Below are 25,137 nucleotides of genomic sequence, written 5' to 3' on the forward strand. Positions count from 1 at the left end.
CGAAGCCTCTTCGGACGTAGGACGAACAACCGCTTGCGGTTATCCGCCGGCGCGTAGGTGAGTACCGTTTGCTCTCATCCCTGTGCGGTAACGAAGCGACTGCGCTGGCCGAGCTGCCGCACCGCCTCGATCAGTGCATCGGCCGCCAGGCTGGGTTGGCGCGAGAAGGCGTAGAAACGCGCCTCCGGCAGCGTCGGAAAACCCTGTTCCGGGCCCAGTTCGCGTAGCCCCTCGCGCATCTGGCTGCGCGCCACCACCGTCACGGCGAAACCGGCCAGCGCGGCGGACAGGCAGCCGGCCATGCTGGCGCTCTCGAACACCAGGCGCCAGGGACGCGCAGCGGCGCCGAGGGCTGTAATCGCCGCTTCGCGGTAGACGCAGGGTTCGGGGAACAGCGCCAGCGGCAGCGGTTCGCCCGCGGGCAGCTCGATCGCGGTCGCCGCGGCCCAGACCAGCGGTTCCTCCCAGAGCAGTTCGCCGTCGTCTCCTACCCGCCGGCACTGCTTGCCGAACACCACGTCGGTGCGCCCCTGGGCCTGCTGGCGGAGCAGGTCGGTGGTGATACCGACCTTGAGTTCGATGGATGCTTCGGGGTGCCAGCGGCGAAAGCGTTGCAGGACGCGTGGCAGCCAGGCGCTGGCGAAGTCCTCCGAAGCGCCGATGCGCAGGCGGTCGCGGATCGGCGTGCCGTGCAGCCTGGCGCGGGCCTCGCGCTCCAGCTCGACGATGTTGCGGGCATAGGCGTAGAGCGTCTCGCCCGCCTGGGTCAGCTCCAGGCGGCGAGTGGTGCGGCTGAGCAGGCTGACGCCGGCTGTCTGTTCCAGGCGCTTGATATGCCCGCTGACTGCGGAGGGGGTGAGCGCGAGATTGTCCGCGGCGAGGGCGAAACCGCCGCTGTCGACCACTTCGAGAAAGGTACGCAACAACACGATATCCAGGGATTGGGAGGTGGGGACGGCAAGCTCCATGAGGTCTTCCATTCATCTCGTTTCATGAATAGTAGACGCTAACTATTCATGAATCACGCTTGGCAAGCGTCCTAGGATGTCCCTTCTTTCTCTTGGAGAGGTCCGATGAGCCGCTATGCCTTCGTTTCCACCGATGTCCTGGATATCGCCTACCTGGAGTGGAATCCGCAGGGGGCGCGCAGCGCCGTCTTGTTGCACGGTTGGCCGGACAGCCCGCATGCCTGGAAAGACCTGGCGGAGTCCCTGGCGGACGCCGGCTATCGGGTGCTGGCACCAGCCCTCCGGGGATTCGCCCCGACCCGCTTCCGCGATGCGTCTACTCCGCGCAGCGGGCAACTGGCGGCTCTGGCTTGCGATCTGCTGGCATTCGTCGACAGCCTGGCATTGCAACGTCCCCTGCTGGTCGGCCATGACTGGGGGGCTCGCGCGGTGGCTAGTGCCTGCGGACTGCGCGAGGGCCTAGCCTCGCACCTGGTGATGCTCTCGGTGGGGTACGCCAGCAACGATCCGCAGCAAGTTCTTTCCCTGCCGCAGGCCCGTAGCTTCTGGTACCAGTGGTTCATGGCTACGCCACGCGGAGAGCGCGCGCTGCGCGAGGAGGGCGAGGCGTTCGCCCGGCAGATGTGGGACACCTGGTCGCCGCCGGGATGGTATGCCGAGCGCGATTTCCAGGAGGCCGCCCAGGCCTTCTCCGGGCCGGACTGGGTCGCCGTGGTGCTGCACTATTACCGGCATCGCTGGGGCTTCGTCGCGGGGGAGCCGCGCTACGGGGCGGCGGAACAGCGCTTGCTCCCGGCACCGCGCCTGGCGCTGCCGACCCTGGTGCTGCACGGCGGCGCGGATGCCTGCACCCACCCCGACGGCTCCCGCGGACGCGAGCACTACTTCAGCGGGCGTTACCAGCGGCTGGTGCTGGAGGGCGTCGGCCATTTTCCGCAGCGCGAGGCGGCCACCCAAGTGGCGGACGCTATCCTGCGGTTCTGCGCGGATGACTAGGTCCTGGACACCGCAGCGGCGGATAACGCCCATGGCGTTATCCGCCCTACGAACCGGTGTGCCGCGAGCGGTCGCGGCGGACGTGGGGTCGTAAGCTCCGCCGGTGGCCCTATGGCGTCCGCAGGCGGTCGAGCAGCGCCGGGGTCGGATAGCCGTCCGCCGGCCAGCCGAACTCCTGCTGGCAGGCGCGGATCGCCTTGCGCGTATTGGCGCCGATGATGCCATCCACCGCGCCCGGATCGTGTCCGCGGGCGGCCAGTTGCCGTTGCAGCTCGATGCGCTGCGAGCGGCTCAGCGGAACATCCTCCAGCGGCCAGGCGCCGACTATCCGGCCGCCGCCCTTGAAGCTGTCGGCGAGCAGGCCGACGGCCAGGGCGTAGGCGCTGGAGTTGTTGTACTTGAGGATGGCGCGGAAGTTGTGCAGCACCAGGAAGGCCGGGCCGCGGTGCCCGGCCGGCAGCAGCAGCGAGGCCTGTTCGCCGGAGAGTCCGGAGGGCAGGGGGCCGCCGTTGACGCCTTGTACGCCCATCCCTTGCCATTCGCCCAGGGGCTTGCGGATGGTGAGTTCCGCCAGGGAATAGTCGAAGCCTGCCGGCAGGCGGACTTCGAAACCCCAGGGTTGTCCGGCGATCCAGCCGGAGGCTTTCAGGTAGTTGGCGGTGGAGGCCAGGGCGTCGCCGGGCGAGCCCCAGATGTCACGCTTGCCGTCGCCGTCGAAGTCCACGGCATACTGGTTGTAGGTGGTCGGGATGAACTGGGTCTGGCCCATGGCGCCGGCCCAGGAGCCGATCATGAAGGAGGCCGGAACGTCGCCGTGCTGGAGAATCTTCAGGGCGGCGAGCAACTGGGCGTGGGCGAATTCCGGGCGGCGTCCTTCATAGGCGAGGGTCGCCAGGGAGCGGATCACGTTCTTGTTGCCCATGTGCGAACCGTAGTTGCTCTCCATGCCCCAGATCGCCACCACCGCATCCGCATCCACCGCATAGCGCGCGTCGACTTCGCCGAGGATGCGCGCATGCTGCGCCAGGCGCGCCTGGCCCTGGCGAACGCGCAGCGGATCGAGGGCGCCTTCCAGGTACTTCCATACCGGTCGGGTGAATTCCGGCTGGCTGCGGTCGGCTTCGACCACGGCGGGATCGGGCTGGACGCCGGCGAAGGCGCGATCGAAGGTCTGCGCATCGATTCCACCGGCCAGCGCCTGTTGACGGAAGGCGTCGCGCCACTGTTCGAAGCTTTGCCCAGGCTGGGCCTCGTTCGGCGCGCCAGCGGGCACCGAGGCGGCCGGGCCGGCGCCGGAGAAGGGCGCCTTGGTCTGCAGGGGAGCGGCAGGCTGGTTGTATTCGACTGTCGGATTCTTCTGCGCGCAGGCGCTGGAGAGGCCAAGCCCCATGGCGACGACGGTGCTGCCCAGCAGCCCGCTCACCTTCAGCAGGGCGGATCGTTCGGGGTTACGCATTGCTCTCCTCAGCAGGGTCCTCGGGACGGGCCACCTTAGCACGCCGGCCAGGACGCGTCTGCCGTCGTTGGACGCGCCGGCGGGGCCCCGGGTTCGCCAATGTGGTTCCATCGGCGCGGTGGATATCGTTCGCCATATGTTCGGTCACTGTCGGGCGGCCAATGGTTTCGTCCGTACCGCTCCGCCGCCTGTCGAAGCCTCGCGGCGCACCCGAGTCGGGATCGGCGACGGGTCGCGCGGCATGCTCGAGGCCTTCGACTTCTTCTTCCTGGCCTTCGTTCTGCGCGACATGGCTACCCGCTTCGGCGTCGGCATCGAACGCCCGAGCCTGGTTCGTGCGCTGCAATGGCCAGAGGGTTGCCAGTCGGCCGCGCGGGATGTCGAGGCCGCGGATCATGATGGAGGAACCATTGGCTTTTCGCCCAACCCGATGGGGCCAGGGCTTGCGCGCCGACGATAGTGTGCCCATGGGCGGCAGGCTGGCGGTGGGGTTGGTCTTGTCGACGGGCTTCGGGCGGGGTAGGCGGGGCGCGTGGGTGAGGAGGGCGTTGCGGGAGGATGGACCAGCGGCTGTTTCAGGCCGCCATAACGAAAGAAGCCTCCCAGTTACGGGAGGCTTCGCGGCGGTAGCTGCCTTTGCCTTTCTTCACCTGTTCCTGGCGGCTGCGGAACAGTGGCTGGGCGACCAGGGATTTGGCCTTGTTCGGCCGCTTGCTTTTCTTTGCCATGGCATAGGTCCTCGAAGGTGATCGGGCTGGCGCTCGCCAGCGCGCGCATCATCTGCCTGTCGCCGCGGATTGTCCAGTGCCGGTTGCGCCTTCAGGCTGCCGGCAGGCCGAGACGCTGGCCGGCGAGGCTCAGGGCGAGAAGCGAGAGACCGCTCCAGGGGCTGCCGGGTGCCTGTCCCTTGATCTGCGCGTCGATCAACTGGGCATCCCTCAGCATCTGGTTCCAGCGGCTGCTGGAGTGGCGTTGCAGGGCACGGGTCAGCAGCGGACGGCGCTTGTCCCAGACCGGCGGACGCGCCTGGGCGAAGGCTTTCTCCAGCGGGATGCCCTGGCCGTATTGCTGGGACAGGCCAGCCAGCAGGCGGATCTCGCGGGCCAGGCCCCAGAGGATCACCGGCGGCTCGATGCCTTCGCCGCGCAGTCCTTCCAGGATGCGCAGGGCGTGGGCCGCTTCACCGCCAAGGGCAGCGTCGATCAGGCCGAAGACATCGAAGCGTGCGCTGTCGGCGACCGCGGCCTGTACGGTGGCGGCGTCGATCTGGTTGCCCTCGGCGAGCAGCTTGAGCTTTTCGATTTCCTGGGCGGCGGCGAGCAGGTTGCCTTCCACGCGCGCGGCGATCAGTTCCAGGGCTTCGGGGCTGGCGGACAGGCCGGCCTGGGACAGGCGCTGGCGAATCCACTGCGGCAACTGGTGGACGTCGACCGGCCAGACCTGGATGAACTGCGCGGCGTTGCCATCGATCAGGGCCTTGGCCCACTTGGTCTTCTGCGTGCTGCCATCGAGCTTGGGCAGACTGAGCAGGAGCACGGTGTCTTCCGGCGGCCGTTGCAGGTATTCCTGGAGAATCGCCGCGCCTTTGTCGCCGGGCTTGCCGGAGGGCAGGCGCAGTTCGATCAGGCGCTTCTCGGCGAACAGCGACAGGCTGGCGCCGGCCTCCAGCAGCAAGCCCCAATCGAAGTTGGCTTCGGCATTGAATACCTGGCGCTCGCCGAAGTCGCGCTCGCGGCAGGCCTGGCGAATGGCATCGCAGGCTTCCTGGCAGAGCAGCGGTTCATCGCCGCTGACGACATAGACGGGCGCCAGGGGGCCCTGGAGGTGCTTGGCGAGTTGCGCGGGAGTCAGCTTCATAGGAGAAGACGGGGCCGGCGAAACCGGCCCCGGGGCATCACGGGGTGGGGAACTCGATCGGCGACTGCTGCGGCTCGGCGGCGCGGCGCTGGCGCTCCGCCTCGTCGGCGGCGCGCAGGGCTTCGGCTTCCGCCTTGGCCTTGGCTTCTGCCTGGCGCTGGGCTTCGTCGAGTTGCGCCGGGGTCAGCGCCTGGAGGCGCATGGACAACTGCTGGATCAGGTCGCGCCGCATCTCGCTGCGCAGCTGCGCGGCTTCCTGGTCGGAACCGATCAGGTTGTTTTCGTCGTGCACGTAGACCTTCTGCACCTGTACCTGGTTGCTCATCAGGACCAGGTCGTTGGCGCCGACGATCTCGTAGTTGATCGTGTTGGTCAGCTCGAACTCCGCGCCGCGCGCGGAACCGGTGTAGCTGACGGTGCGCTGCTGGTTGTCCTCGCGGACCAGCACCAGGTGGTAGGGCGCGTTGCTGGTGACCTTCACGCCGCTGTTTTCCAGGGTTTCCTTCAGTTCGCGCACGGTCGGGCCGTAGGCGTTGCGCGCGGATACGTCGATTTCCTTGAGCGCGAATTGCGCATCGCCCAGGCCGCGCAGTTGGAAGCCGCAGGCGGCCAGCAGGGTGGTCATACCGATCAGCGCGGCGCTGGTCAGGATACGTTTCATCAAGCTTCCCTCACTCCTGTTGATCAGCGCCCCCGGATGGCCGGGGGCGTCCAATGGAATCGCGTATCAGTTGGCGACGATGTTGACCAGTTTGCCCGGTACCACGATGACCTTGCGGATGCTCAGGCCTTCGGTGAAACGCAGCACGTTCTCGTTGGCGCGCGCGGCGGCCTCGACATCCTCGCGGCTGGCGCTGGCGGCCACGTCGATGTGTCCGCGCAGCTTGCCGTTGACCTGCACCACCAGTTGCAGGGTGTCCTGCACCAGTGCGCTCTCGTCGACGCTCGGCCAGCGCGCATCGATCACCGCTTCGGCATGGCCGAGCTGGCCCCAGAGCACGTGGCAGATGTGCGGAGTGATGGGCGCCAGCAGCAGGACCGCGGTTTCCAGGCCTTCCTGGATCAGGGCGCGGTCCTGGGCGTCCTGGTTCGGCGCCTTCTCCAGCACGTTCATCAGGGTCATCACCGCGGCGATGGCGGTGTTGAACTTGTGGTGCTGGCCGACATCCTGGCTGGCCTGCCTGATCGCCAGGTGGATGGCGCGGCGGACCTGCTTCTGCGCGTCGCTCAGGGCGGCGACGTCCAGCGCGCCGGGGAGGCCGGCGCTGACGTGGGCGTGAGCCAGGCGCCAGACGCGGCGGAGGAAGCGGTTGGCGCCCTCGACGCCGGCGTCCGACCACTCCAGGCTCATGTCCGGCGGCGAGGCGAACATCATGAACAGGCGGCAGGTATCGGCACCGTACTGGTCGATCATCGATTGCGGGTCGACGCCGTTGTTCTTCGACTTCGACATCTTCTCGGTGCCGCCGATCTCGACCGGCTGGCCGTCGCTCTTCAGGCGCGCGCCGACGACCTTGGCCTTGGCGTCACGCTCGACCTCGACGTCGGCCGGGTTGAACCAGTCCTTGCCGCCGTTGGCGGTGGTCCGGTAGTAGGTATCGGCGACCACCATGCCCTGGGTCAGCAGGTTCTTGAACGGTTCGTCGCTGCCGACCAGGCCTTCGTCGCGCATCAGCTTGTGGAAGAAGCGCGCATAGAGCAGGTGCAGGATGGCGTGCTCGATGCCGCCGATGTACTGGTCGACCGGCAGCCAGTAGTCGGCCGCCTTCCTGTCCAGCATGCCGCCTTCGAACTGCGGGCAGGCGTAGCGGGCGAAATACCAGGACGACTCGACGAAGGTGTCCATGGTGTCGGTTTCGCGCTTGGCCGGCTGGCCGCATTTCGGGCAGTTGCATTCGTAGAATTCCGGCATCTTCGCCAGCGGCGAACCGGAGCCGTCCGGTACCACGTCTTCCGGCAGCACCACCGGCAACTGGTCGGCCGGCACCGGGACGTCGCCGCAAGCCTCGCAGTGGATGATCGGGATCGGGCAGCCCCAGTAGCGCTGGCGGCTGATGCCCCAGTCGCGCAGGCGGAACTGGGTGCGCGCCTGGCCCAGGCCCTTGGCCTCGAGGTCGGCGCCGATGGCGTCGAAGGCGGCCTGGTAGCCGAGGTTGTCGTACTTGCCGGAGTTGACGGTGAGCACGGACTCGTCCTTGGCGCCGTACCACTCCTTCCAGACGCTGGACTCGAAGTCGTTGTCGCCCTCGACCTTGGCGATCACCTGGCGGATCGGCAGGCCGTACTTGTTGGCGAACTCGAAGTCGCGCTCGTCATGGCCGGGCACCGCCATCACCGCGCCTTCGCCGTAGTTCATCAGCACGTAGTTGGCGACCCATACCGGCAGCTTGTCGCCGGTCAGCGGGTGTTCGACGAACAGGGAAGTGGCCATGCCTTTCTTCTCCTGGGTGGCGATGTCGGCCTCGGCGACGCCGCCGCGCTTGCATTCGTCGATGAACGCCTGCAACTGCGGGTCGTTCTGCGCTGCCTGGGTGGCCAGCGGGTGTTCGGCGGCGACGGCGACGTAGGTGGCGCCCATCAGGGTGTCCGGACGGGTGGTGAACACCTTCAGTTGGCCGGCGTGGCCGATGGAGGCCTGGTCGTAGGGGAAGCCGATCTCCATCCCGCGCGACTTGCCGATCCAGTTGCGCTGCATGGTCTTCACCTGCTCCGGCCAGCCGGGCAGGTTGTCGAGGCTCTCCAGCAGTTCCTCGGCGTAGGCGGTGATCTTGAAGTAGTACATCGGGATCTCGCGCTTCTCGATCAGCGCGCCGGAGCGCCAGCCGCGCCCGTCGATCACCTGCTCGTTGGCGAGTACGGTCTGGTCGACCGGATCCCAATTGACCGTGCCGTTCTTGCGATAGATCACCCCTTTTTCGAACAGGCGGGTGAACAGCCACTGCTCCCAGCGGTAGTAGTCCGGCTTGCAGGTGGTGACCTCGCGGCTCCAGTCGATCGCCAGGCCGAGGCTGTCCAACTGCGACTTCATGTAGGCGATGTTGTCGTAGGTCCAGGCCGCCGGGGCGACGTTGTTCTTCATCGCGGCGTTTTCCGCCGGCATGCCGAACGCGTCCCAGCCCATCGGCTGCAGCACGTTGCGGCCCTGCATGCGGTGGTAGCGGCTGATCACGTCGCCGATGGTGTAGTTGCGCACGTGGCCCATGTGCAGCTTGCCGCTCGGATACGGGAACATCGACAGGCAGTAGAACTTCTCCTTGTCGGGTAGCTCCCTGACGAGGAAGGACTGGTGTTCTTTCCAGTAGTTCTGGGCCTGGGTTTCGATCTCGAGTGGCTGATATTGCTCGTGCATGGCGCTACTTAGACGTGACTGTTCGAAAGCCTCGTAGCATACATGACCCCCACTCCTGTCGATAGCCCGCGCCGTTTGTCGCCGGGGGCGGTTCAGCCGAACGGGAACGCTAAGCTTGCCCTATGGGCCGTCGATGGCTGGCTGCCCAGTGGTACCTTCAGAGGTGTTCGATGGCTGAGCTGCAACGCGCGAGTGTGACGGGAGGTGGGCTGTACGAGAGGCTGCTGCAGCGTCTCGCCCTGGCTCTGGATGAAGCGGATACGGCCGAGCGCCTGCGTGACGAGCATCCCACGGAGCTTGAGTTGCGTGGTTTGAGCGAAGCGGAGATGGGGCTGATACGCGCCTATCTCGACCAGGACCTGCACTGGTTGCGCGGCTGGCATGCGGCCGCCGAGGAGCTGGCGCTGCTCGAGCGCCAGCCCGGCAGGACACCCCGGCCGCCCCGGCCGCAACCGCCGGCGCCCCGTCGCCACGTCTCGTTGAAACAGCGGCAACTGCTCTGTGCGCTCTGCGGTGCGCCGGTGCAGTGGAGCAAGGGGCATGGCGTGTTGCCGTGCGGCCATTGCGGCTCGCAACTGTTCCGTTCGGGTAACGGCCGCTAGGTTCTCTTTCCGGGAAGTTTCGCCAGGCGTCGCGCAATCCTTTAGATTGCCTCTTCCGACAGGGAGGGGGCGATGCCGATCCGTTATTTCTTCAAGCAACTGCTGCTGCCGCCGGGCGGCCTGTTGCTGCTGCTGTTTTTCGCTTTCTGGTGGCGCACCAGCCGACCGCGGCTGGCGCGGCTGTGCGGTGTCTGCGGGTTCTTCGGTCTGTGGCTGATGAGCATGCCGCTCAGCGTGGAGTGGATGGGGCGCTGGCTCGAAAGCGAACCGGCCCTGCTGGCGGAGGATCTGCCGGGCCTGGCGCAGCGCGCCGACGCCATCGTCATCCTCGGTGCCGGCCGGCAGACCAACGACCCGGCCTGGGGCGACGATGCGCCGAGCCTGCTGGCGGCCGAGCGGCTGCGCTATGCCGCGCGGCTGGCCAAGACCTCGGCGCTGCCGGTACTGATCAGCGGCGGGTTGCATTACGGACGCCCGCCCAGCGAGGCGGCGCTGATGGCCAATGCCCTGTTGCAGGACTTCGGCGTGCCGACGCGCTGGCAGGAAGGTCTCAGCCGTACCACCTGGGAAAACGCCACCCTGAGCGCCCCGCAGTTGCGCGAGGCCGGCGTGCGCCGGGTGGTGCTGGTGACCCAGGCCTGGCACATGCAGCGGGCACGCTGGAGCTTCGAGCGCCAGGGGTTCGAGGTGATCCCGGCGCCGGTCGGCTTCCTCGGCGGGGCCAACCTGCGGCCCTTCGGCGGCTGGCTGCCGGAAGCGCAGGCCTTCTGGCAGAGCGGCATGCTGCTGAACGAGGCGATCGGCCTGGTCGGCTATCGCCTGTTCTACCGCTGAGACGCAACCGGCGCCGCAGGGGCGCCGGTCTTTCCAGGAGGGGCTGGTTTCAGCCGAACAGGCGTCGCTCCTGCGGACGCAACTGGCGGCCGAGCAGAGCCCATAGCAGCAGCACGCCGGCCAACCCGGCCAGCGGCCAGACGCGGTATTGCAGATAGGGCGTCAGGCCCTGCATGGGAATCACCTCGCCGCGCAGGATGCCCTGCTGGAACTGCGGGATCTGCCGGACGATCCGGCCATAGGGATCGATCAGGCCGGTGACGCCGTTGTTGGTCGCGCGGATCATCCAGCGACCGCTTTCCAGGGCGCGCATCTGTGCCATCTGCAGGTGCTGCAAAGGGCCTATGGAAGTGCCGAACCAGGTGTCGTTGCTCACTGTCAGCAACACCTGGCTCTGCGCCGCGAGCGCGGCGGCGAACTCCGGGTAGACCACTTCGTAGCAGATGTACGGGGCGATCTGGTAGCCCTTGGCCTTGAGCAGCGGCTGGTCGGCCGGACCGCGAGCGAAGTCGGACATCGGCAGGTCGAAGAAGGCGATCAGGCCGCGCAGCAGGTCCTGCAGCGGCACGTACTCGCCGAACGGCACCAGCTTCTGCTTGAGGTAGGTGCCCGCGCCTTCGCCGACCACGGTGATGCCGTTGAAGTAGCGACTCTTGCCGTCGGCGAGACGTTCACGCACCGGGACCCCGGTGATCAGCGCGGCGTTCTTCTCGTCGGCGACCTGGCCCATGGCGCCGAGGTAGCCGCTGGCCATGTCCTGGAGAATCGGCACCGCGGTTTCCGGCCAGACGATCAGATCGACGTCCTGCTGCGGCAGGCTCAGGTCGCGGTAGAGGTCGAGTTGCGCGCGGACCTGATTCGGGTCCCATTTCAGCTCCTGGGCGATGTTGCCCTGGATCGCCACTACCCTCAGCGGTTCGCCGGCCGAATGGGTCCAGGCGTGGCCCTTGAGATAGAGGCCGGCCGCCCACGGGCCGAGCAGCAGGACCAGCCCCAGAAGCAGGCTGGCACCGTGCGGGAAGAGGCGCGGCAGGTTCACCAGCAGGGCCGCGCTGAGGGCGATGACGAAGGAGGACAGCCATACGCCGCCCACCGGTACCAGCCCGGCCAGCGGTCCCTGCAACTGGCTATAGCCGGCGTAGAGCCAGGGGAAACCGGTAAGGAACCAACTGCGGAACAGCTCCAGTGCCAGCCACAGGGCGGCGAACGCCAGGGCGTCGCCCAGCGGCGCGTTGTCGCGGCGCAGGCAGCGCGCCCACAGCCAGGCCGGCAGGGCGAAGAAGAAGGCGACGCCGGCGGTGAAGCCGAGCATGAGGAGGCTTGCCAGCGGCACCGAGGCGGCGCCGTAGTCATGGATACTGACGTAGATCCAGCTGGTGCCGGCGCCGAACGCGCCGAAACCGTACCACCAGCCGCGCCACAGGGCGGACTTGCCGGGAAGGCCGCGCAAGCCGAGATAGAGCAGGGCGATCGAGAGGATCGCCAGCGGCCAGTAGTCGAAGGGCGCCAGGGCCAGGGGTGTGAGCGCGCCTGCGGCGAGTGCCAGCAGGTGTCCGGGCCAGCCGGGACGAGAAATCCAACGCATCGAATGTCCTTAGAGCCTGTTCAATGTCCGACTGCGCAGACCGGGGCCGCCTTCGGCTGCCGGACGGCAACGTCCGCGGCGACAGGGGAGTCTGGCGCAAGGCGCAAGAGTAAAGGAGGGGCTGGCGAGACGCCAGAAGGACGGCGCGGGAAGATGCCCCCTCCGCCGCGGCGGAGGGGGCGCGCTCAGTTCTGCAGGGGAGACAGGCGCAGCAGATGGACGCGGCGGCTGTCGGCGTTGAGTACGCGGAAACGGAACTCGCCCAGCTCGACCACTTCGTTGCGCTTGGGCAGGTGGCCGAAGGCGCTCATCACCAGGCCGCCCACGGTATCGAATTCCTCGTCAGAGAATTCCGAGCCGAAGAAGTCGTTGAAGGCGTCCACGGGGGTCAGCGCCTTGACGATGAAATCGCCGCTGGGCAGCGGCTTGATGTAGCTGTCCTCCTCGACGTCGTGCTCGTCCTCGATATCACCGACGATCTGTTCCAGCACGTCCTCGATGGTCACCAGGCCGGCCACGCCGCCGTATTCGTCGATGACGATAGCCATGTGGTTGCGGTTGGCGCGGAATTCGCGGAGCAGCACGTTGAGGCGCTTGGATTCGGGGACGAAGGTAGCCGGACGCAGCAGTTCCTTGATGTCGAAGGGACGCTCGTCGTTGTGCAGGATCAGTGGCAGGAGGTCCTTGGCCAGCAGTACGCCCATGACGTCGTCGAGGCTTTCGCCGACCACCGGGTAGCGCGAGTGGGCGGCTTCGATGATGGCCGGAAGGAATTCCTTCGGCGTCTGGGTCGAGCGGATGCTCATCATCTGCGAGCGCGGCACCATGATGTCGCGCACCTGCAGGTCGGCGACCTGGATCGCCCCCTCGACGATGGACAGCGCCTCGCTGTCCAGCAGCTTGTTGTCGTGGGCATCGCGCAGCAGCTCGAGGAGCTCCTGGCGGTTTCTCGGCTCGTGGGCAAAAGCCTGGGTGATCTTGTCCAGCCAGGACTTGTGCCCGTTGCTCGATCGGTCTTCGCTCATTTTTCCTTGCTCGGTGGCTCTTCGTCGTCGCAGGCGTACGGATCGGGATGACCCAGTTCCGCCAGCAATTCACGTTCCAGTGTTTCCATTTCTTCCGCTTCGGCGTCGTCGATGTGGTCGTAGCCGAGCAGGTGCAGGCAGCCGTGGATCACCAGGTGGGCCCAGTGGGCCTGCAACGGCTTGCGCTGTTCCAGGGCTTCGCGGGCGACCACCGGGGCGCAGATCACCAGGTCGCCGAGCAGCGGGATATCGAGAAGCTCGTCCGGGACATCGGCGGGGAAGGACAGCACGTTGGTCGCGTAGTCCTTGTGCCGGTAGGTGCTGTTCAGTTCCAGGCCTTCGGCCTCGTCCACCAGGCGGATGGTCAGCTCCGACTCCGGACGCTGGCGCAGGGCCAGTTCGCACCAGGCGCGGAACTGCGCTTCGGAGGGCAGGTCCGGGGCGGCGCTGGCGACCTGCAGGTCGAGCTCAAGCGGCATCGTGACCGCCCTTGCCCGTTCCCTCGACCGGCCGCACCTGGCCTTGCTGGCGGCTCTCGTGACGCTCGTAGGCTTCGACGATACGCTGCACCAGCGGGTGGCGGACCACATCCTTGGGCTTGAAGTGGGTGAAGCTGATGCCGGGGACGTCCTGCAGGACCTCGATCACGTGCTTGAGGCCGGAGCGGGTGCCGCGGGGCAGGTCGACCTGGGTGACGTCGCCGGTGATCACCGCGGTGGAGCCGAAGCCGATCCGGGTGAGGAACATCTTCATCTGCTCGACTGTGGTGTTCTGGCTCTCGTCGAGGATGATGAAGCTGTTGTTCAGCGTGCGCCCGCGCATGTAGGCCAGCGGCGCGACCTCGATGACGTTGCGCTCGATCAGCTTGGCCACGTGTTCGAAGCCGAGCATCTCGTAGAGCGCGTCGTAGAGCGGGCGCAGGTAGGGGTCGATCTTCTGCGACAGATCGCCGGGAAGGAAACCGAGCTTCTCGCCGGCCTCGACCGCCGGGCGCACCAGCAGGATGCGGCGGATCTGCTCGCGCTCCAGGGCGTCGACGGCGCAGGCCACGGCGAGATAGGTCTTGCCGGTGCCGGCCGGGCCGATGCCGAAGTTGATGTCGTGGTCGAGGATCGCCTTGACGTAGCGCTGCTGGTTGGCGCCGCGCGGGCGGATGTGCGCCTTGCGCGACTTCAGGGTGACCTGCGGCGCGCTCTGCAATTCCTCGAGGTCTTCCAGGCCGGACTCCTGCAGGTACAGGTGCACGGTGTCGGGGGTGAGATCGGTGCCGTTCTGCGCCTCGCGGTAGAGACGCTGCAGCAGGCGTTCGGCGACCTTGGTCCGGCGCGGTTCGCCGGCCAGTTCGAACTGGTTGCCGCGGTTGCGGATCTCGATGTCGAGGCGTTTCTCGATCTGGTGGAGATGCTCGTCGAACTGCCCGCAAAGTGTCGCGAAGCTGCGGGCGTCGAACGGCTCGAGGATAAAGCGATGAAGTTCCTGGGGGGCGTTCAAGGTGTTCTGTCGTACTCGCCAGTGGCTGATTGATAGGGAAGAGAATAACCGCTGGATATCGTCGCGCAAAGTTGCCGTATCGCGGCGGCGCTTTCCCGGTTCCCGCTGAAACGTTGGTGCACCGTGGCGGCGGGAAGGTTCAGCGAGCCCGCCGTACGGTCGTCGGCCTCAATGCAGGGTGCTGTCGATCAGGGTGCCGCGCAGCGAGTGCGGCAGCGCGTCGTCGATGTGCACCTGGGCGAACTGGCCGATCAGGCGTGGATTGTCGCAGCGGAAGTTGACGATCCGGTTGTTCTCGGTGCGCCCCTGGAGCATGCCCGGGTCCTTCTTCGAGAAGTCGGTGACCAGGATCCGCTGGGTGCTGCCGACCATGCGCCGGCTGATCTCGTAGCCTTGCTGGTGGATGCGGCTCTGGAGGATCTGCAGGCGCTGTTTCTTCACTTCTTCCGGCAGGTCGTCGGCGAGGTCGGCGGCGGGCGTGCCGGGCCGCGCGCTGTAGATGAAGGAGAAGGAGAAGTCGAAGCCGACGTCCTCCACCAGCTTCATGGTCTGCTCGAAGTCCTTCTCGGTTTCGCCGGGGAAACCGACGATGAAGTCGGAGCTGATGCAGATGTCCGGTACCGCGGCCTTCAGCTTGCGGATACGCGACTTGTATTCCAGCACGGTATGGTTGCGCTTCATCGCCGCCAGCACGCGGTCGGAGCCCGACTGCACCGGCAGGTGGATGAATTTCACCAGCTCCGGCACCTCGGCGTGGGCCTGGATCAGCGCGTCGGAGAATTCCAGCGGGTGCGAGGTGGTATAGCGGATGCGCTCGATACCGTCGACGGCGGCGACCACCCGCAGCAGTTCGGCGAAGTCGGCCAGGCGGCCATCGTGGGTCAGGCCGCGGAAGCCGTTGACGTTCTGTCCCAGCAGGGTGACTTCGCGGACGCCGTTCTCGGCCAGGTGGATCACTTCGGCGATCACGTCGTCGAATGGTCGGCTGACTTCCTCGCCGCGGGTGTAGGGCACCACGCAGAAGCTGCAGTACTTGCTGCAGCCTTCCATCACCGAGACGAAGGCGGTGGGGCCATCGACCCGCGGTTCCGGCAGGCGGTCGAATTTCTCGATTTCCGGGAAGGACACGTCGACCTGCGGCTTGCGCGTGCTGCGCGCGGCGTCGATCATTTCCGGCAGGCGGTGCAGGGTCTGCGGGCCGAAGACCACGTCGACATAGGGCGCGCGCTCACGGATCGCGGCGCCTTCCTGGCTGGCCACGCAGCCGCCGACGCCGATCACCAGGTCGGGATTCTGCTGCTTCAGCTCGCGCCACATGCCGAGCTTGGAAAACACCTTTTCCTGGGCCTTCTCGCGGATCGAGCAGGTATTGAGCAGGATGACGTCGGCCTCGGCGGCGTTTTCGGTCACCTCGAGGGCTTGGTGTTCACCGAGCAGGTCCGCCATTCGCGACGAGTCGTACTCGTTCATCTGGCAGCCGTGGGTTTCGATGAAAAGCTTCTTGGCCATGCGCTTCGTCGGACAGTTCGAAAAGGACCGCGCATTATAGAGGGCGGGGCCCCCGGTTCCTAGCGTTGCTGGCCGAAAGGCTGTGCTATGATTCGCGCCCTTCATTTTCCGGCATTGCTTTCCCCGCCATGAACAAGCGCGAAAACCCCATCTACAAGGTGATTTTCCTCAACCAGGGCCAGGTCTTCGAGATGTATGCCAAGCAGATCTACCAGAGCGATCTGTGGGGCTTCCTGGAAATCGAGGAGTTCGTCTTCGGCGAGCGCACCCAGGTGGTGGTGGACCCCAGCGAGGAGAAGCTCAAGGCGCAGTTCGAAGGCGTTCTGCGCAGCTTCGTGCCGATGCACGCGATCGTCCGCATCGACGAGGTCGAGCGCCTGGGTACGCCGAAGATCAGCGAGGCCAAGGGCGCGGGCAACGTCATGCCGTTCCCCATGCCGATGCCCGGCAAGAGCGACTGATTCGCGAAAGGGACGTCAGGGCAGCGGCGCGAAGGGCGTGACGCCGCCGGCAGTCTGCAGTTCGATCAGGTAGTTGCGGAAGATCTGCCCCAGCACCCGGGTGGCGATGTCCAGTTCGTCGCGGTTCATCTGCTCGGCTACCAGGTCGGCGCTGTCCAGGGCGTCCTCGGCGCCGTTCACCGCTGCCATCTTCAGCACGATGTAGGCCTGTACGTTGTTCGCCGGAACCCCTTCGCCACGGAAGAACATGGTGCCGAGGTGGTACTGGGCCTGGGCATGGCCCTGTAGAGAAGCTTTCTCGAACCAGTTGAGGGCGGCCTGGAGGTCGCGCGGGATGCGCTCGCCGTCGTAGAAGAATTCGCCCAGTTCGTATTGCGCCTCGGCGTCGCCGCCATTGGCGACCTGCTGGCAGGCGGCGAGCGCCTGTTGCAATTCTTCGGGAACGGTGTTCAGCGCGCAGCGGCCGGTCGCTGGAATCAGCAACGAGTTGCCTCCCGCCTGCGCGAGCAGCGGCTGGAGGATCAACAGGCAACCCAGGGCGAGGGTGCGGCCGGTACGGAACATGAGGGGAAGACACCTCCTGGATCGGGGCGGGCAAGGGCTGCCCGGCCAACGAAATGCGCTGACCCTCACATTATGAAATAAGCCGACGCCTCCTTACAAAGTCTTTACTGTCTTTTCGGGAACTTTGTCGGCGCGTTTATGCATTTCGGCTAGGAAGGCGTTCCGGCGGGGTGGAGGGCGGCGCCCGGGAAGGGCGCCGCGAAGAGGGTCATTTCAGCGCGGCGAAGGCTTTTTCGGCGGCGTTCAGCGTGATTTCCAGCTCCTTGTCGCCATGGGCGATGGAGGTGAAGCCGGCCTCGAAGGCGCTAGGCGCAAGGTACACGCCACCGTCGAGCATCAGGTGGAAGAAGCGCTTGAAGCGTTCGACGTCGCTGGCCATCACGTCCTCGAAGGTGACGATGGCGTCGGCGCCGCTGAAGTACAGGCCGAACATGCCGCCCGCCTGGGTGGTGACGAAGGGGATGCCGGCGGCATCCGCGCGCTGTTGCAGGCCGTCGAGCATGCGCGTGGTGTAGGCGGTCAGTTCGTCGTGGAAACCGGGGCGGCTGATCAGGCGCAGGGTGGTCAGGCCGGCGGCCATCGCCAGCGGGTTGCCCGAGAGCGTGCCGGCCTGGTAGACCGGGCCCAGCGGGGAAATCTGCTGCATGATCTCGCGCTTGCCGCCGAAGGCGCCCACCGGCATGCCGCCGCCGATGATCTTGCCGAAGGTCGACAGGTCCGGGGTGACCCCGTAGTAGGCCTGGGCGCCGCCGAGGGCGACACGGAAGCCGGTCATCACTTCGTCGAAGATCAGCACCACGCCGTGTTCGTCGCAGGCTTCGCGCAGGCCTTCGAGGAAGCCCGGCGCCGGCGGCACACAGTTCATGTTGCCGGCAACCGGCTCGACGATGATGCAGGCGACCTCCTTGCCGACTTCGCCCAGGGTCTTGCGCACCGCCTCGATGTCGTTGAACGGCAGGGTCAGGGTGTGCTTGGCGAAGGCCGCCGGAACGCCCGGGGAGTTCGGCACGCCGAAGGTCAGGGCGCCGGAGCCGGCCTTCACCAGCAGGCTGTCGGAGTGACCGTGGTAGCAGCCTTCGAACTTGATGATGCTGTCGCGCCCGGTGTAGCCGCGGGCCAGGCGGATGGCGCTCATGGTCGCCTCGGTGCCGGAGCTGACCATGCGCACCATCTCCATCGACGGCACCATGGAGCAGACCAGGTCGGCCATTTCCACTTCCAGCGCGGTCGGCGCGCCATAGGACAGGCCGTGGTCGAGTTGCCGGCGCACCGCGTCGAGCACGTCCGGATGGCTGTGGCCGAGGATCATCGGGCCCCAGGAGCCGACATAGTCCACGTAGCGCTTGTCGTCCTCGTCCAGTACATAGGCGCCTTCGGCGTGCTTGAAGAACAGCGGGGTGCCGCCGACGCTCTTGAAGGCGCGCACCGGGGAGTTGACCCCGCCGGGAATGTGTTTCTGGGCGTTGTTGAACAGCGTTTCGGAACGGGACATGGCTAGCTCTCTATCTCTCGGGCGAGGCGCGGAGGCGTCAGGCAGGTTCGAACAGGGCGCTGAAGGCGCGGGCGCGGCGTTCCACCTCGGCGGCGGACGCGGCGGCGAACAGCGCATGGATCACGGCGACCAGATCGACGCCGCGGGCGATCAGGCCGGGCGCGGTGTCGAGGCTGATGCCGCCGATGGCGGTGATCGGCAGGTGCAGGCGCGGCCGGGCCTGGTCGAGCAGTTCGACGCTGGCGGCGGGGGCGCCGGGTTTGGTGCTTGAATTGAAGAAGCGGCCGAAGGCGACGTAGCTGGCGCCCTCGGCCACCGCTTGCTCGGCCAGTTCCAGTTGGGCGTGGCAGGTGGCGCCGATGATCGCCTGGCGGCCGAGCAGGGCGCGCGCCGCCGACAGCGAACCGTCGGTCTGGCCGAGGTGCAGGCCGACGCCCAGGCGCGCGGCGAGTTCGGCGTCGTCGTTGACGATCAACTGCGCGCCGTGGCGTTCGCAGAGTTCGCGCAGGCTTTCCGCCTCGCGCAGGCGCCGCGCCTGGTCGCTGGATTTGTCGCGGTATTGCAGCAGGCGCGCGCCGCCGCGGAGCGCGGCTTCGACGTAGGGCAGCAGGCGGCCGTCGTCCAGTAGCTGGCTATCGGTGATGGCGTACAGGCCGCGCAGTTTCATCGGCTGGCTCTCAGTGACAGAAGTCGGTGGGCAGGCGGCGCGGCACGTATTGGCCGTGGCCCGGACTCTCGGCGTCGCGCAGGGTCCGCCAGGTGTAGTCGAGGGCGCTCTGCACGGCGCCGTGCAGCGCTTCGCCGAGGGCGATGCGACCGGCCAGGGCGCTGGCCAGGGTGCAGCCGGAGCCATGGTAGCTGCCGGGCAGGCGCTGGCAGGTGAAGGTGCGGCGGCTGCCGTCGCGGCTGTACAGGCGATTGTGCACTTCGCTTTCGTCGCCGTGTCCGCCGGTGATCAACAGGTGCTCGCAGTGTTCCAGCAGGCGCTCGGCGCACTGGTCGGCGCTGCCCTCGGGCAGGTCGGCGAGCAGGCGCGCTTCCGGCAGGTTCGGCGTGGCGATGGTGGCGCGCGGCAGCAGCCGCTCGCGCATGGCGAAGCCGACGTCGCCCTTGCCCAGCGCACCGCCGCCGCCGGCGCGCAGCACCGGATCGCAGACCACCGGCAAGTGCGGGTGGGCGGCGAGGATCTCGGCCACCGTGTCGACCATCTCCAGCGAACCGAGCATACCCAGCTTGACCGCCGCGACGGGCAGGTCGGCGAGTACGGCGTTGGCCTGGGCCAGCACCCACTCGCGGTCGAGGACGCGGAAGTCGCTGACGTTGACGGTGTCCTGCACGGTCAGCGCGGTGACCGCCGGGGCGGCGTGGCAGCCCTGGGCGAGCAGGGCTTCGATGTCGGCTTGCAGTCCGGCGCCACCACTGGGGTCGTGACCGGACAGGCAGAGCACTACGGGGCGGGAAGTCGGTGTTTTCATGGCGCGTGAGCTTACCACTAAAAGCGCTTCGTGGCGGCTGCGCGGACGACCTTTCGGGCGCCGCGCCCGGGCCCTGCGTGACACGTCCCGGGCCTGACGTGGCGTGGCGTGTGCTAAAGTTCGGCGAATATTCATACAACGCTCGCCAAGGGCGGACCATGACGAGGGAGGTGGGGCTCCCGGTCCGTTCGAGGAGCACTGCGGGGCATCATGCGGCACTGGCTGATTCTCTTTCTTCTTGCGTTGCCGTGCCTGGCGGGTGCGGTGAGCTTCAACGAGCAGGTCGAGCGCCTGCCGCTGGGGCAGTCCATCGACGTGTTCGAGGACGTGCGCGGTAGCGCCGATATCAACGACATCACCTCGCGGGCCATCGACAGCAGCTTCCGCCGCCATGACAAGGACGTGCTCAATGCCGGCTATTCGCGCTCGGTGTTCTGGTTGCGCCTGGACCTGGACTACCGGCCGGTCGCCTCCAGCGATCCGCGCACCTGGCTGCTGGAGCTGGCCTATCCGCCGCTGGACAAGCTCGACCTCTACCTGCCCGATGGCCAGGGCGGCTACCGCCTCGCCCAGCGCACCGGCGACACATTGCCGTTCGCCAGTCGGCCGATCCGGCAGAACAACTACCTGTTCGAACTCGGCCTCGAGCCGAACAAGCCGCAGCGTGTCTACCTGCGGCTGGAAAGCCAGGGGTCGATCCAGGCGCCGCTGACCCTGTGGTCGCCCAAGGCCTACCTGGAGGAGCAGCCCGAACGCATCTATGTGCTCGGCATCATCTATGGCGTGCTGCTGGTGATGCTGATCTACAACCTGTTCATCTTCCTCAGCGTCCGCGATACCAGCTATCTCTACTACATCCTCTATATCGCTTCGTTCGGGCTCTACCAGGTCTCGGTGAACGGCGCCGGCATCGAGTACTTCTGGCCCGACAGCCCCTGGTGGGCGAACGCCGCCACGCCATTCCTGATCGGTTCGGCGGCGCTGTTCGGCTGCCAGTTCGCGCGCAGCTTCCTGCATACCCGCGACCACAGCGTGTGGGTCGACCGCGGCCTGCTGGCGCTGATGGCGGTCGGCGCGCTGGTCATGCTGATGGCGCTGACCATGAGCTACGCCGTGGCCCTGCGCCTGGCCACCTACCTGGCGCTGGCCTTCACCGGCCTGATCTTCGCCGCCGGCATCCTCGCCTGGCTGCGCGGCATGCGCGTGACGCGCTATTTCATCATCGCCTGGACCGCCTTCCTTCTCGGCGGCATCGTCAACACCCTGATGGTCCTCGGCTACCTACCGAACATGTTCCTCACCATGTATGCCAGCCAGATCGGTTCGGCGCTGGAGGTGGGCTTGCTGTCGCTGGCGCTGGCCGACCGGATCAACGCGATGAAGGAGGAGCGCGCGCGAATCCTCCAGGAGTCCAGCCGCAAGCTGGAAGCGCTGAACCAGGAACTGGCCAACAGCAACCGCCTGAAGGACGAGTTCCTCGCCACCGTCACCCACGAACTGCGCACCCCGATGAGCGGGGTGATCGGTTCGCTGGAGCTGATGCAGACGGTGCCGATGGACGTCGAACTCGCCGAGTACCAGCGCACCGCCGCCGGTTCGGCGCGGGACATGATGCGGATGGTCAACGACATCCTCGCCCTCATCGAACTGCAGGCCGGCAAGCTCTACCCGCGCCGCGAGCCGTTCAGCCTGCGCGGCCTGTTCGACAGCCTGCGCGCGCAGTACGCGCCGCGCGCCGAGGAGAAGGGCCTGCGCTTCGCCCTGCAACTGGACGACAGCCTGCCGGATACCCTCGAAGGCGATGCCGGCAAGCTGGCCCAGGCGCTGGGCTACCTGGTCGACAACGCGATCAAGTTCACCGCCAGGGGCAGCGTCACCCTGCGCGTCGCCGCCGGGCGTACCCATGACGGGGTGGCGCTGCGGGTGGAAGTGATCGACACCGGCATCGGTTTCGACATGGCCGCCGGCAGCGACCTCTACCAGCGTTTCGTCCAGGCCGACAGCTCGTTGACCCGTGGCTACGGAGGCCTCGGCATCGGCCTGGCGCTGTGCCGCAAGCTGGTGGAACTGCTTGGCGGCGAGCTGACCCACGAGTCCCGGCCGGGGCAGGGCAGCCGCTTCCTCCTGCGCCTGCAACTGACCCAGCCGGCCCAGGGCCTGGCGCCGCCGCCGCGGCGCGCCGGCGGGCAGGCGGTGCGGCGTCCCGAGGAGTGCACGGTGCTGGTGGTGGAGGACAACGCCATCAACCAGTTGGTGACTCGCGGCATGCTGCTCAAGCTCGGCTACCGGGTGCGCACCGCCGACAACGGCAGCGAGGCCCTGGAGTTGCTGGCGCGCGAGCGGCCGGACGGCGTACTGCTCGACTGCCAGATGCCGGTGATGGACGGCTTCGCCACCTGTCGGGCGATCCGCGCGCTGCCCGGCTGCGCGGAACTGCCGGTGCTGGCGTTGACCGCCCACAGCCACAGCGGCGATCGCGAGCGCTGCCTGGCGGCGGGCATGAGCGACTACATGGCCAAGCCGGTCAAGTTCGAAGAGTTGCAGACCCTGCTGCACGATTGGCTGCTGTGCCAGCCGATCGTCACCAAGTCCGCCTGAAGCCTTTCCGCGGCTGGCTGAAATGCCGGCCTGCGCGACCTGTATGTCTCTTTAGGCAAAGCCTGAAGCGTGATTCACTGGGAAAAAGTGAATCCGGATTCAGTCATGGTCTATCGTGTCACCGAACGCCGCCTGCAACGCGATTCCGCGCTGCGCGAGCGCATCCTCCAGCTAGGCCTGCGGCGTGTCGCGGAGGGCGGTTTCGCCGCGCTGACCATGCAGGCCCTGGCCGACGACGCGGGGATCGCCACCGGCAGCCTGTACCGCCACTTCCGGGGCAAGGGCGAGCTGGCGGCGGAAATCTTCCGCCGCGCCAGCCAGCGTGAGGTCGATGCCCTGGCCGTGGTCCTGCGCGGTCCCGGCGCGCCCGCCTGGCGCCTGGCCGAGGGCTTGCGGCGCTTTGCCGCGCGCGCCTGGAGCAGCCAGCGGCTGGCCTTCGCCCTGATCGCCGAGCCGGTGGATCCTGAAGTCGACGAGCAGCGCCTGCGCTATCGCGAGGCCTACGCCGCACTGTTCGTCGAACTGCTCGAGGAGGGCCGGCGCAGTGGCGCATTCCAGCTTTCCCTGGTGCCGCTTGCCGCGGCCTGCCTGGTCGGGGCCATCGCCGAGGCGCTGGTCGGCCCCTTGTCTCCCCCGGCGCGCGCCGCTCGCGACAGCGGCCAGCCGGAACCGAGTCTGGAGCCGGTGAGTACGGCTCTGGTGAACTTCTGCCTGCGCGCGGTGGGCGCGCCTGTCTGCGAGGAACCCTCATGAACCTGCACCAGTACGCCGAAACCCACGAAGTGACCAACCAGGTACCGTCGCTGGATGGTGCCAACCTCTACCGCCTCGACCTGCCTCTCCAGGAGTGGGTGCGTCGCTACCAGGGCGGCTGGGCCGAGGAGCGCCTGCAGCGCTACGGCGAGCTGGCCGGCGGCCCGCTGATGGCGGCCGGCTTCCTGGCCAACCAGCACAAGCCGGAGTTCCATAGCCACGACCGCTACGGCAACCGCGTCGACCTGGTGGAGTTCCACCCCGCCTACCACGAGCTGATGCGCGCCGCCATCGAACACGAACTGCCCTCGCTGCCCTGGACCGACCCGCGCCCCGGCGCCCAGGTGGCGCGGGCCGGGCTGTCCTACCTGCACAGCCAGGCGGAGGCCGGCACCGGTTGCCCGTTGACCATGACCTACGCCAGCGTGCCGGCGATTCGCCTGCAGGCGGACCTGGCCGAGAAATGGCTGCCGAAGATCCTCTCCCGCGAGTACGACCCGCGCAACGTGCCGATGGAGCAGAAGGCGGGCGTCACCATCGGCATGGCGATGACCGAGAAGCAGGGCGGCACCGACGTCCGGGCCAATACCACGCGGGCCTACCCGGTGGGGATTCCCGGGCCGGGGCAGGCCTACGAACTGGTCGGGCACAAGTGGTTCTGCTCGGCGCCGATGTGCGACGCCTTCCTCACCCTGGCCTACACCGACAAGGGCCTGACCTGCTTTCTGCTGCCGCGCCACCGGCCGGACGGCAGCCGCAACCAGTTCTACATCCAGCGCCTGAAGGACAAGCTGGGCAACTGGTCGAACGCCTCCAGCGAAATCGAGTATCGCGGCGCCCTGGCCTGGATGGTCGGCGAAGAGGGCCGTGGCGTGCCGACCATCATCGAGATGGTCGCCATGACCCGCTTCGACTGCATGATCGGCTCCAGCGCACTGATGCGTCAGGCGTTGACCCAGGCCGCCCACCACTGTGCCTACCGCAAGGTCGGCGGGCGGGTGCTGGCCGAGCAACCGCTGATGCAGAACGTGCTCGCCGACCTGGCCCTGGAAAGCGAGGCGGCGCTGGCCCTGACCCTGCGCATGGGGCATGCCCTGGACCGTGGCCACGACGAGCAGGAGGAGAAGTTCGCCCGCCTGGTCACCGCGGTGGGCAAGTACTGGATCTGCAAGCGTGCCCCGGCGATGATCAACGAAGCCTCCGAATGCATGGGCGGTGCCGGCTACGTCGAGGAAACCATCCTGCCGCGGCTGTACCGCGAGGCCCCGGTGAACTCGATCTGGGAAGGTTCCGGCAACGTGCAGTGCCTGGACGTGCTGCGTGCCCTGTCGAAGGAGCCGGGGGTGCTCGACGCGTTGTTCGCCGAACTGGGCGACGGCCATGGCGACGCCCGTCTCGCCGCGCACATCGGCAACCTCAAGGCGGCCTTCGCCGACACCGCCGACATCCAGTACCGCGCCCGCCAGCTCACCGAGGACGTGGCGATCGCCCTGCAGGCCAAGCTGTTGCTGGAAGCCGGCAACTCCGCGGTGTCCGACGCCTTCATCGGCAGTCGCCTGGGGGACGGCGGGCGGGTCTACGGCACCCTGCCGCGCGGCGTCGAGGTCGAGGCGCTGTTGGCTCGCGCCACCCCGCACCTGGCCTGAGGCGCGTCGCGATGCAGGCGCATCCGCGCTACCGGGAGCTGGTCGAGCAGGGCTTCGCCGCGGCCAGTTTCGTCGGCGACCTCGGCATCCGTCCGCTGGACTGCGGGCCGGGTTGGGTCGAAGCGGGGCTGGACATCCTGCCCCGCCACGCCCAGCAGAACGGCTTCATCCATGCCGGGGTCCAGGCGACCCTGGCCGACCATGCCGCCGGGGCCGCCGCCGCGACCCTGGTGGAGGAGGGGCAGACGGTGCTGACCCTGGAGTTCAAGCTCAACCTGTTGCGCCCGGCGCTTTGCCAGCGCCTGTTGTGTCGCGCCGAGGTGCTCAAGGCCGGGCGCCAGGTGACGGTGGTCGAGGCCGAGGTGTTCGCCGAGCGGGACGGTCGGCGGCACCTGTTCAGCAAGGCCACCGTGACCATGGCGGTGGTGGCGCTGGCCGAATGAGGTAACGGGAGAAAAGCGCTGTGTTTTCCTGTC

The 25,137-nt window shown here is 67.4% G+C and carries 24 protein-coding genes; 8 read left to right on the forward strand and 16 right to left on the reverse strand.

The genetic code is table 11. The annotated features are described in order from the left end of the window. Positions 1-74: 74 nt before the first annotated feature. Entirely contained in the window at positions 75-968 is an 894-nt protein-coding gene (locus tag HMPREF3014_RS15495) for a LysR family transcriptional regulator (protein WP_003119197.1), read from the reverse strand. Between the two features lie 105 nt (positions 969-1,073). Between HMPREF3014_RS15495 and HMPREF3014_RS15500 the strand changes: the two genes are divergently transcribed. After that, positions 1,074-1,964 (forward strand): alpha/beta fold hydrolase, encoded by an 891-nt coding sequence (locus tag HMPREF3014_RS15500; protein ID WP_023087003.1) that lies wholly within the window; start codon positions 1,074-1,076, stop codon positions 1,962-1,964. Between the two features lie 109 nt (positions 1,965-2,073). Here HMPREF3014_RS15500 and HMPREF3014_RS15505 read toward each other — a convergent pair whose 3' ends face one another. The 6 genes from HMPREF3014_RS15505 to leuS all read right to left on the reverse strand — a co-directional run bounded on the left by HMPREF3014_RS15505 (position 2,074) and on the right by leuS (position 8,626). Next, positions 2,074-3,420: a lytic murein transglycosylase gene (locus HMPREF3014_RS15505; protein ID WP_003118255.1), complete on the reverse strand. Its 1,347-nt coding sequence runs from the start codon at positions 3,418-3,420 to the stop codon at positions 2,074-2,076. Then, positions 3,413-3,817 (reverse strand): hypothetical protein, encoded by a 405-nt coding sequence (locus tag HMPREF3014_RS34655; RefSeq protein WP_153274348.1) that lies wholly within the window; start codon positions 3,815-3,817, stop codon positions 3,413-3,415. The genes HMPREF3014_RS15505 and HMPREF3014_RS34655 overlap by 8 nt, the downstream gene beginning before the upstream one ends. Positions 3,818-3,995: 178 nt before the next feature. Continuing rightward, positions 3,996-4,148, reverse strand: coding sequence for an alternative ribosome rescue factor ArfA (arfA, locus tag HMPREF3014_RS15515; RefSeq protein ID WP_023087004.1), 153 nt, complete (start codon positions 4,146-4,148; stop codon positions 3,996-3,998). A gap of 91 nt (positions 4,149-4,239) precedes the next feature. Further along, on the reverse strand, positions 4,240-5,277 hold the full coding sequence (holA, locus tag HMPREF3014_RS15520; protein WP_003093168.1) for a DNA polymerase III subunit delta: 1,038 nt from the start codon (positions 5,275-5,277) through the stop codon (positions 4,240-4,242). 37 nt (positions 5,278-5,314) lie between these two features. Then, positions 5,315-5,938, reverse strand: a complete 624-nt coding sequence (gene lptE, locus HMPREF3014_RS15525) for an LPS-assembly lipoprotein LptE (protein WP_003100322.1) — start codon at positions 5,936-5,938, stop codon at positions 5,315-5,317. 66 nt (positions 5,939-6,004) lie between these two features. After that, positions 6,005-8,626 (reverse strand): leucine--tRNA ligase, encoded by a 2,622-nt coding sequence (leuS, locus tag HMPREF3014_RS15530; RefSeq protein WP_023087005.1) that lies wholly within the window; start codon positions 8,624-8,626, stop codon positions 6,005-6,007. A 170-nt stretch (positions 8,627-8,796) separates the two neighbouring features. Between leuS and HMPREF3014_RS15535 the strand changes: the two genes are divergently transcribed. Together HMPREF3014_RS15535 and HMPREF3014_RS15540 are read left to right on the forward strand one after the other, a co-directional pair. Beyond that, positions 8,797-9,228 (forward strand): hypothetical protein, encoded by a 432-nt coding sequence (locus tag HMPREF3014_RS15535; protein ID WP_003114329.1) that lies wholly within the window; start codon positions 8,797-8,799, stop codon positions 9,226-9,228. A gap of 72 nt (positions 9,229-9,300) precedes the next feature. Further along, positions 9,301-10,062 (forward strand): YdcF family protein, encoded by a 762-nt coding sequence (locus HMPREF3014_RS15540; RefSeq protein ID WP_003093163.1) that lies wholly within the window; start codon positions 9,301-9,303, stop codon positions 10,060-10,062. A 49-nt stretch (positions 10,063-10,111) separates the two neighbouring features. On the opposite strand, the gene lnt is transcribed toward HMPREF3014_RS15540, so the two are convergent. The 5 genes from lnt to miaB form a co-directional block, all read right to left on the reverse strand. Continuing rightward, positions 10,112-11,647, reverse strand: a complete 1,536-nt coding sequence (gene lnt / locus HMPREF3014_RS15545; protein WP_003118259.1) for an apolipoprotein N-acyltransferase — start codon at positions 11,645-11,647, stop codon at positions 10,112-10,114. 185 nt (positions 11,648-11,832) lie between these two features. Beyond that, positions 11,833-12,672 carry an HlyC/CorC family transporter gene (locus HMPREF3014_RS15550; protein ID WP_003093161.1) on the reverse strand — a complete coding sequence of 280 codons (840 nt, stop codon included), beginning with the start codon at positions 12,670-12,672 and terminating at the stop codon, positions 11,833-11,835. Further along, the gene (gene ybeY / locus HMPREF3014_RS15555) at positions 12,669-13,151 is read right to left on the reverse strand and encodes an rRNA maturation RNase YbeY (RefSeq protein WP_003093160.1); all 483 of its coding nucleotides are present in this window, start codon (positions 13,149-13,151) and stop codon (positions 12,669-12,671) included. Before ybeY ends, HMPREF3014_RS15550 begins: the two co-directional genes overlap by 4 nt. Further along, positions 13,141-14,163, reverse strand: coding sequence for a PhoH family protein (locus tag HMPREF3014_RS15560; protein ID WP_003093159.1), 1,023 nt, complete (start codon positions 14,161-14,163; stop codon positions 13,141-13,143). The genes ybeY and HMPREF3014_RS15560 overlap by 11 nt, the downstream gene beginning before the upstream one ends. Before the next feature lie 168 nt (positions 14,164-14,331). Continuing rightward, the gene (gene miaB, locus HMPREF3014_RS15565; RefSeq protein ID WP_003093158.1) at positions 14,332-15,672 is read right to left on the reverse strand and encodes a tRNA (N6-isopentenyl adenosine(37)-C2)-methylthiotransferase MiaB; all 1,341 of its coding nucleotides are present in this window, start codon (positions 15,670-15,672) and stop codon (positions 14,332-14,334) included. A gap of 128 nt (positions 15,673-15,800) precedes the next feature. Here miaB and HMPREF3014_RS15570 point away from each other — a divergent pair, with 128 nt between their 5' ends. Continuing rightward, positions 15,801-16,133 carry a DUF1820 family protein gene (locus HMPREF3014_RS15570; protein ID WP_003093157.1) on the forward strand — a complete coding sequence of 111 codons (333 nt, stop codon included), beginning with the start codon at positions 15,801-15,803 and terminating at the stop codon, positions 16,131-16,133. A gap of 15 nt (positions 16,134-16,148) precedes the next feature. Here HMPREF3014_RS15570 and HMPREF3014_RS15575 read toward each other — a convergent pair whose 3' ends face one another. The 4 genes from HMPREF3014_RS15575 to HMPREF3014_RS15590 form a co-directional block, all read right to left on the reverse strand. Next, positions 16,149-16,697, reverse strand: coding sequence for a tetratricopeptide repeat protein (locus HMPREF3014_RS15575; RefSeq protein ID WP_003093155.1), 549 nt, complete (start codon positions 16,695-16,697; stop codon positions 16,149-16,151). Positions 16,698-16,905: 208 nt separating this feature from the next. After that, positions 16,906-18,189 (reverse strand): glutamate-1-semialdehyde 2,1-aminomutase, encoded by a 1,284-nt coding sequence (hemL, locus tag HMPREF3014_RS15580; protein WP_003093150.1) that lies wholly within the window; start codon positions 18,187-18,189, stop codon positions 16,906-16,908. Between the two features lie 37 nt (positions 18,190-18,226). Beyond that, entirely contained in the window at positions 18,227-18,856 is a 630-nt protein-coding gene (thiE, locus tag HMPREF3014_RS15585; RefSeq protein ID WP_003093148.1) for a thiamine phosphate synthase, read from the reverse strand. 10 nt (positions 18,857-18,866) lie between these two features. After that, positions 18,867-19,664 (reverse strand): hydroxymethylpyrimidine/phosphomethylpyrimidine kinase, encoded by a 798-nt coding sequence (locus HMPREF3014_RS15590; RefSeq protein ID WP_003100335.1) that lies wholly within the window; start codon positions 19,662-19,664, stop codon positions 18,867-18,869. 210 nt (positions 19,665-19,874) lie between these two features. On the opposite strand from HMPREF3014_RS15590, the gene ladS reads away from it, so the two are divergent. From ladS to HMPREF3014_RS15610, 4 genes are all read left to right on the forward strand, one after another. After that, positions 19,875-22,262: a hybrid sensor histidine kinase/response regulator LadS gene (gene ladS, locus HMPREF3014_RS15595; RefSeq protein WP_034017401.1), complete on the forward strand. Its 2,388-nt coding sequence runs from the start codon at positions 19,875-19,877 to the stop codon at positions 22,260-22,262. Between the two features lie 105 nt (positions 22,263-22,367). Continuing rightward, positions 22,368-23,015 (forward strand): TetR/AcrR family transcriptional regulator, encoded by a 648-nt coding sequence (locus HMPREF3014_RS15600; RefSeq protein WP_003093144.1) that lies wholly within the window; start codon positions 22,368-22,370, stop codon positions 23,013-23,015. Continuing rightward, positions 23,012-24,661 carry an acyl-CoA dehydrogenase family protein gene (locus HMPREF3014_RS15605; RefSeq protein ID WP_003119203.1) on the forward strand — a complete coding sequence of 550 codons (1,650 nt, stop codon included), beginning with the start codon at positions 23,012-23,014 and terminating at the stop codon, positions 24,659-24,661. Before HMPREF3014_RS15600 ends, HMPREF3014_RS15605 begins: the two co-directional genes overlap by 4 nt. An 11-nt stretch (positions 24,662-24,672) precedes the next feature. After that, a complete protein-coding gene (locus HMPREF3014_RS15610) occupies positions 24,673-25,104 on the forward strand; it encodes a PaaI family thioesterase (RefSeq protein WP_003093139.1) in 432 nt (143 codons plus the stop codon). Positions 25,105-25,137 lie beyond the last annotated feature (33 nt).

Source organism: Pseudomonas sp. HMSC065H01 (genome assembly GCF_001815235.1).
Classification (GTDB): Bacteria; Pseudomonadota; Gammaproteobacteria; order Pseudomonadales; family Pseudomonadaceae; genus Pseudomonas; species Pseudomonas aeruginosa.

Excerpts from the sequence above, each read along its gene's own strand:
- HMPREF3014_RS15610 (WP_003093139.1), top strand. The coding sequence starts at position 24,673 with ATGCAGGCGCATCCGCGCTACCGGGAGCTGGTCGAGCAGGGCTTCGCC.
- HMPREF3014_RS15550 (WP_003093161.1), bottom strand. The coding sequence starts at position 12,672 with ATGAGCGAAGACCGATCGAGCAACGGGCACAAGTCCTGGCTGGACAAG.
- HMPREF3014_RS15605 (WP_003119203.1), top strand. The coding sequence starts at position 23,012 with ATGAACCTGCACCAGTACGCCGAAACCCACGAAGTGACCAACCAGGTA.
- HMPREF3014_RS15570 (WP_003093157.1), top strand. The coding sequence starts at position 15,801 with ATGAACAAGCGCGAAAACCCCATCTACAAGGTGATTTTCCTCAACCAG.
- HMPREF3014_RS15590 (WP_003100335.1), bottom strand. The coding sequence starts at position 19,664 with ATGAAAACACCGACTTCCCGCCCCGTAGTGCTCTGCCTGTCCGGTCAC.
- ladS (WP_034017401.1), top strand. The coding sequence starts at position 19,875 with ATGCGGCACTGGCTGATTCTCTTTCTTCTTGCGTTGCCGTGCCTGGCG.
- miaB (WP_003093158.1), bottom strand. The coding sequence starts at position 15,672 with ATGGCCAAGAAGCTTTTCATCGAAACCCACGGCTGCCAGATGAACGAG.
- HMPREF3014_RS15540 (WP_003093163.1), top strand. The coding sequence starts at position 9,301 with ATGCCGATCCGTTATTTCTTCAAGCAACTGCTGCTGCCGCCGGGCGGC.
- arfA (WP_023087004.1), bottom strand. The coding sequence starts at position 4,148 with ATGGCAAAGAAAAGCAAGCGGCCGAACAAGGCCAAATCCCTGGTCGCC.
- thiE (WP_003093148.1), bottom strand. The coding sequence starts at position 18,856 with ATGAAACTGCGCGGCCTGTACGCCATCACCGATAGCCAGCTACTGGAC.
- holA (WP_003093168.1), bottom strand. The coding sequence starts at position 5,277 with ATGAAGCTGACTCCCGCGCAACTCGCCAAGCACCTCCAGGGCCCCCTG.
- ybeY (WP_003093160.1), bottom strand. The coding sequence starts at position 13,151 with ATGCCGCTTGAGCTCGACCTGCAGGTCGCCAGCGCCGCCCCGGACCTG.
- hemL (WP_003093150.1), bottom strand. The coding sequence starts at position 18,189 with ATGTCCCGTTCCGAAACGCTGTTCAACAACGCCCAGAAACACATTCCC.
- HMPREF3014_RS34655 (WP_153274348.1), bottom strand. The coding sequence starts at position 3,817 with ATGATCCGCGGCCTCGACATCCCGCGCGGCCGACTGGCAACCCTCTGG.
- HMPREF3014_RS15600 (WP_003093144.1), top strand. The coding sequence starts at position 22,368 with ATGGTCTATCGTGTCACCGAACGCCGCCTGCAACGCGATTCCGCGCTG.
- HMPREF3014_RS15535 (WP_003114329.1), top strand. The coding sequence starts at position 8,797 with ATGGCTGAGCTGCAACGCGCGAGTGTGACGGGAGGTGGGCTGTACGAG.
- lptE (WP_003100322.1), bottom strand. The coding sequence starts at position 5,938 with ATGAAACGTATCCTGACCAGCGCCGCGCTGATCGGTATGACCACCCTG.
- HMPREF3014_RS15495 (WP_003119197.1), bottom strand. The coding sequence starts at position 968 with ATGGAGCTTGCCGTCCCCACCTCCCAATCCCTGGATATCGTGTTGTTG.
- HMPREF3014_RS15500 (WP_023087003.1), top strand. The coding sequence starts at position 1,074 with ATGAGCCGCTATGCCTTCGTTTCCACCGATGTCCTGGATATCGCCTAC.
- HMPREF3014_RS15575 (WP_003093155.1), bottom strand. The coding sequence starts at position 16,697 with ATGTTCCGTACCGGCCGCACCCTCGCCCTGGGTTGCCTGTTGATCCTC.
- leuS (WP_023087005.1), bottom strand. The coding sequence starts at position 8,626 with ATGCACGAGCAATATCAGCCACTCGAGATCGAAACCCAGGCCCAGAAC.
- lnt (WP_003118259.1), bottom strand. The coding sequence starts at position 11,647 with ATGCGTTGGATTTCTCGTCCCGGCTGGCCCGGACACCTGCTGGCACTC.
- HMPREF3014_RS15505 (WP_003118255.1), bottom strand. The coding sequence starts at position 3,420 with ATGCGTAACCCCGAACGATCCGCCCTGCTGAAGGTGAGCGGGCTGCTG.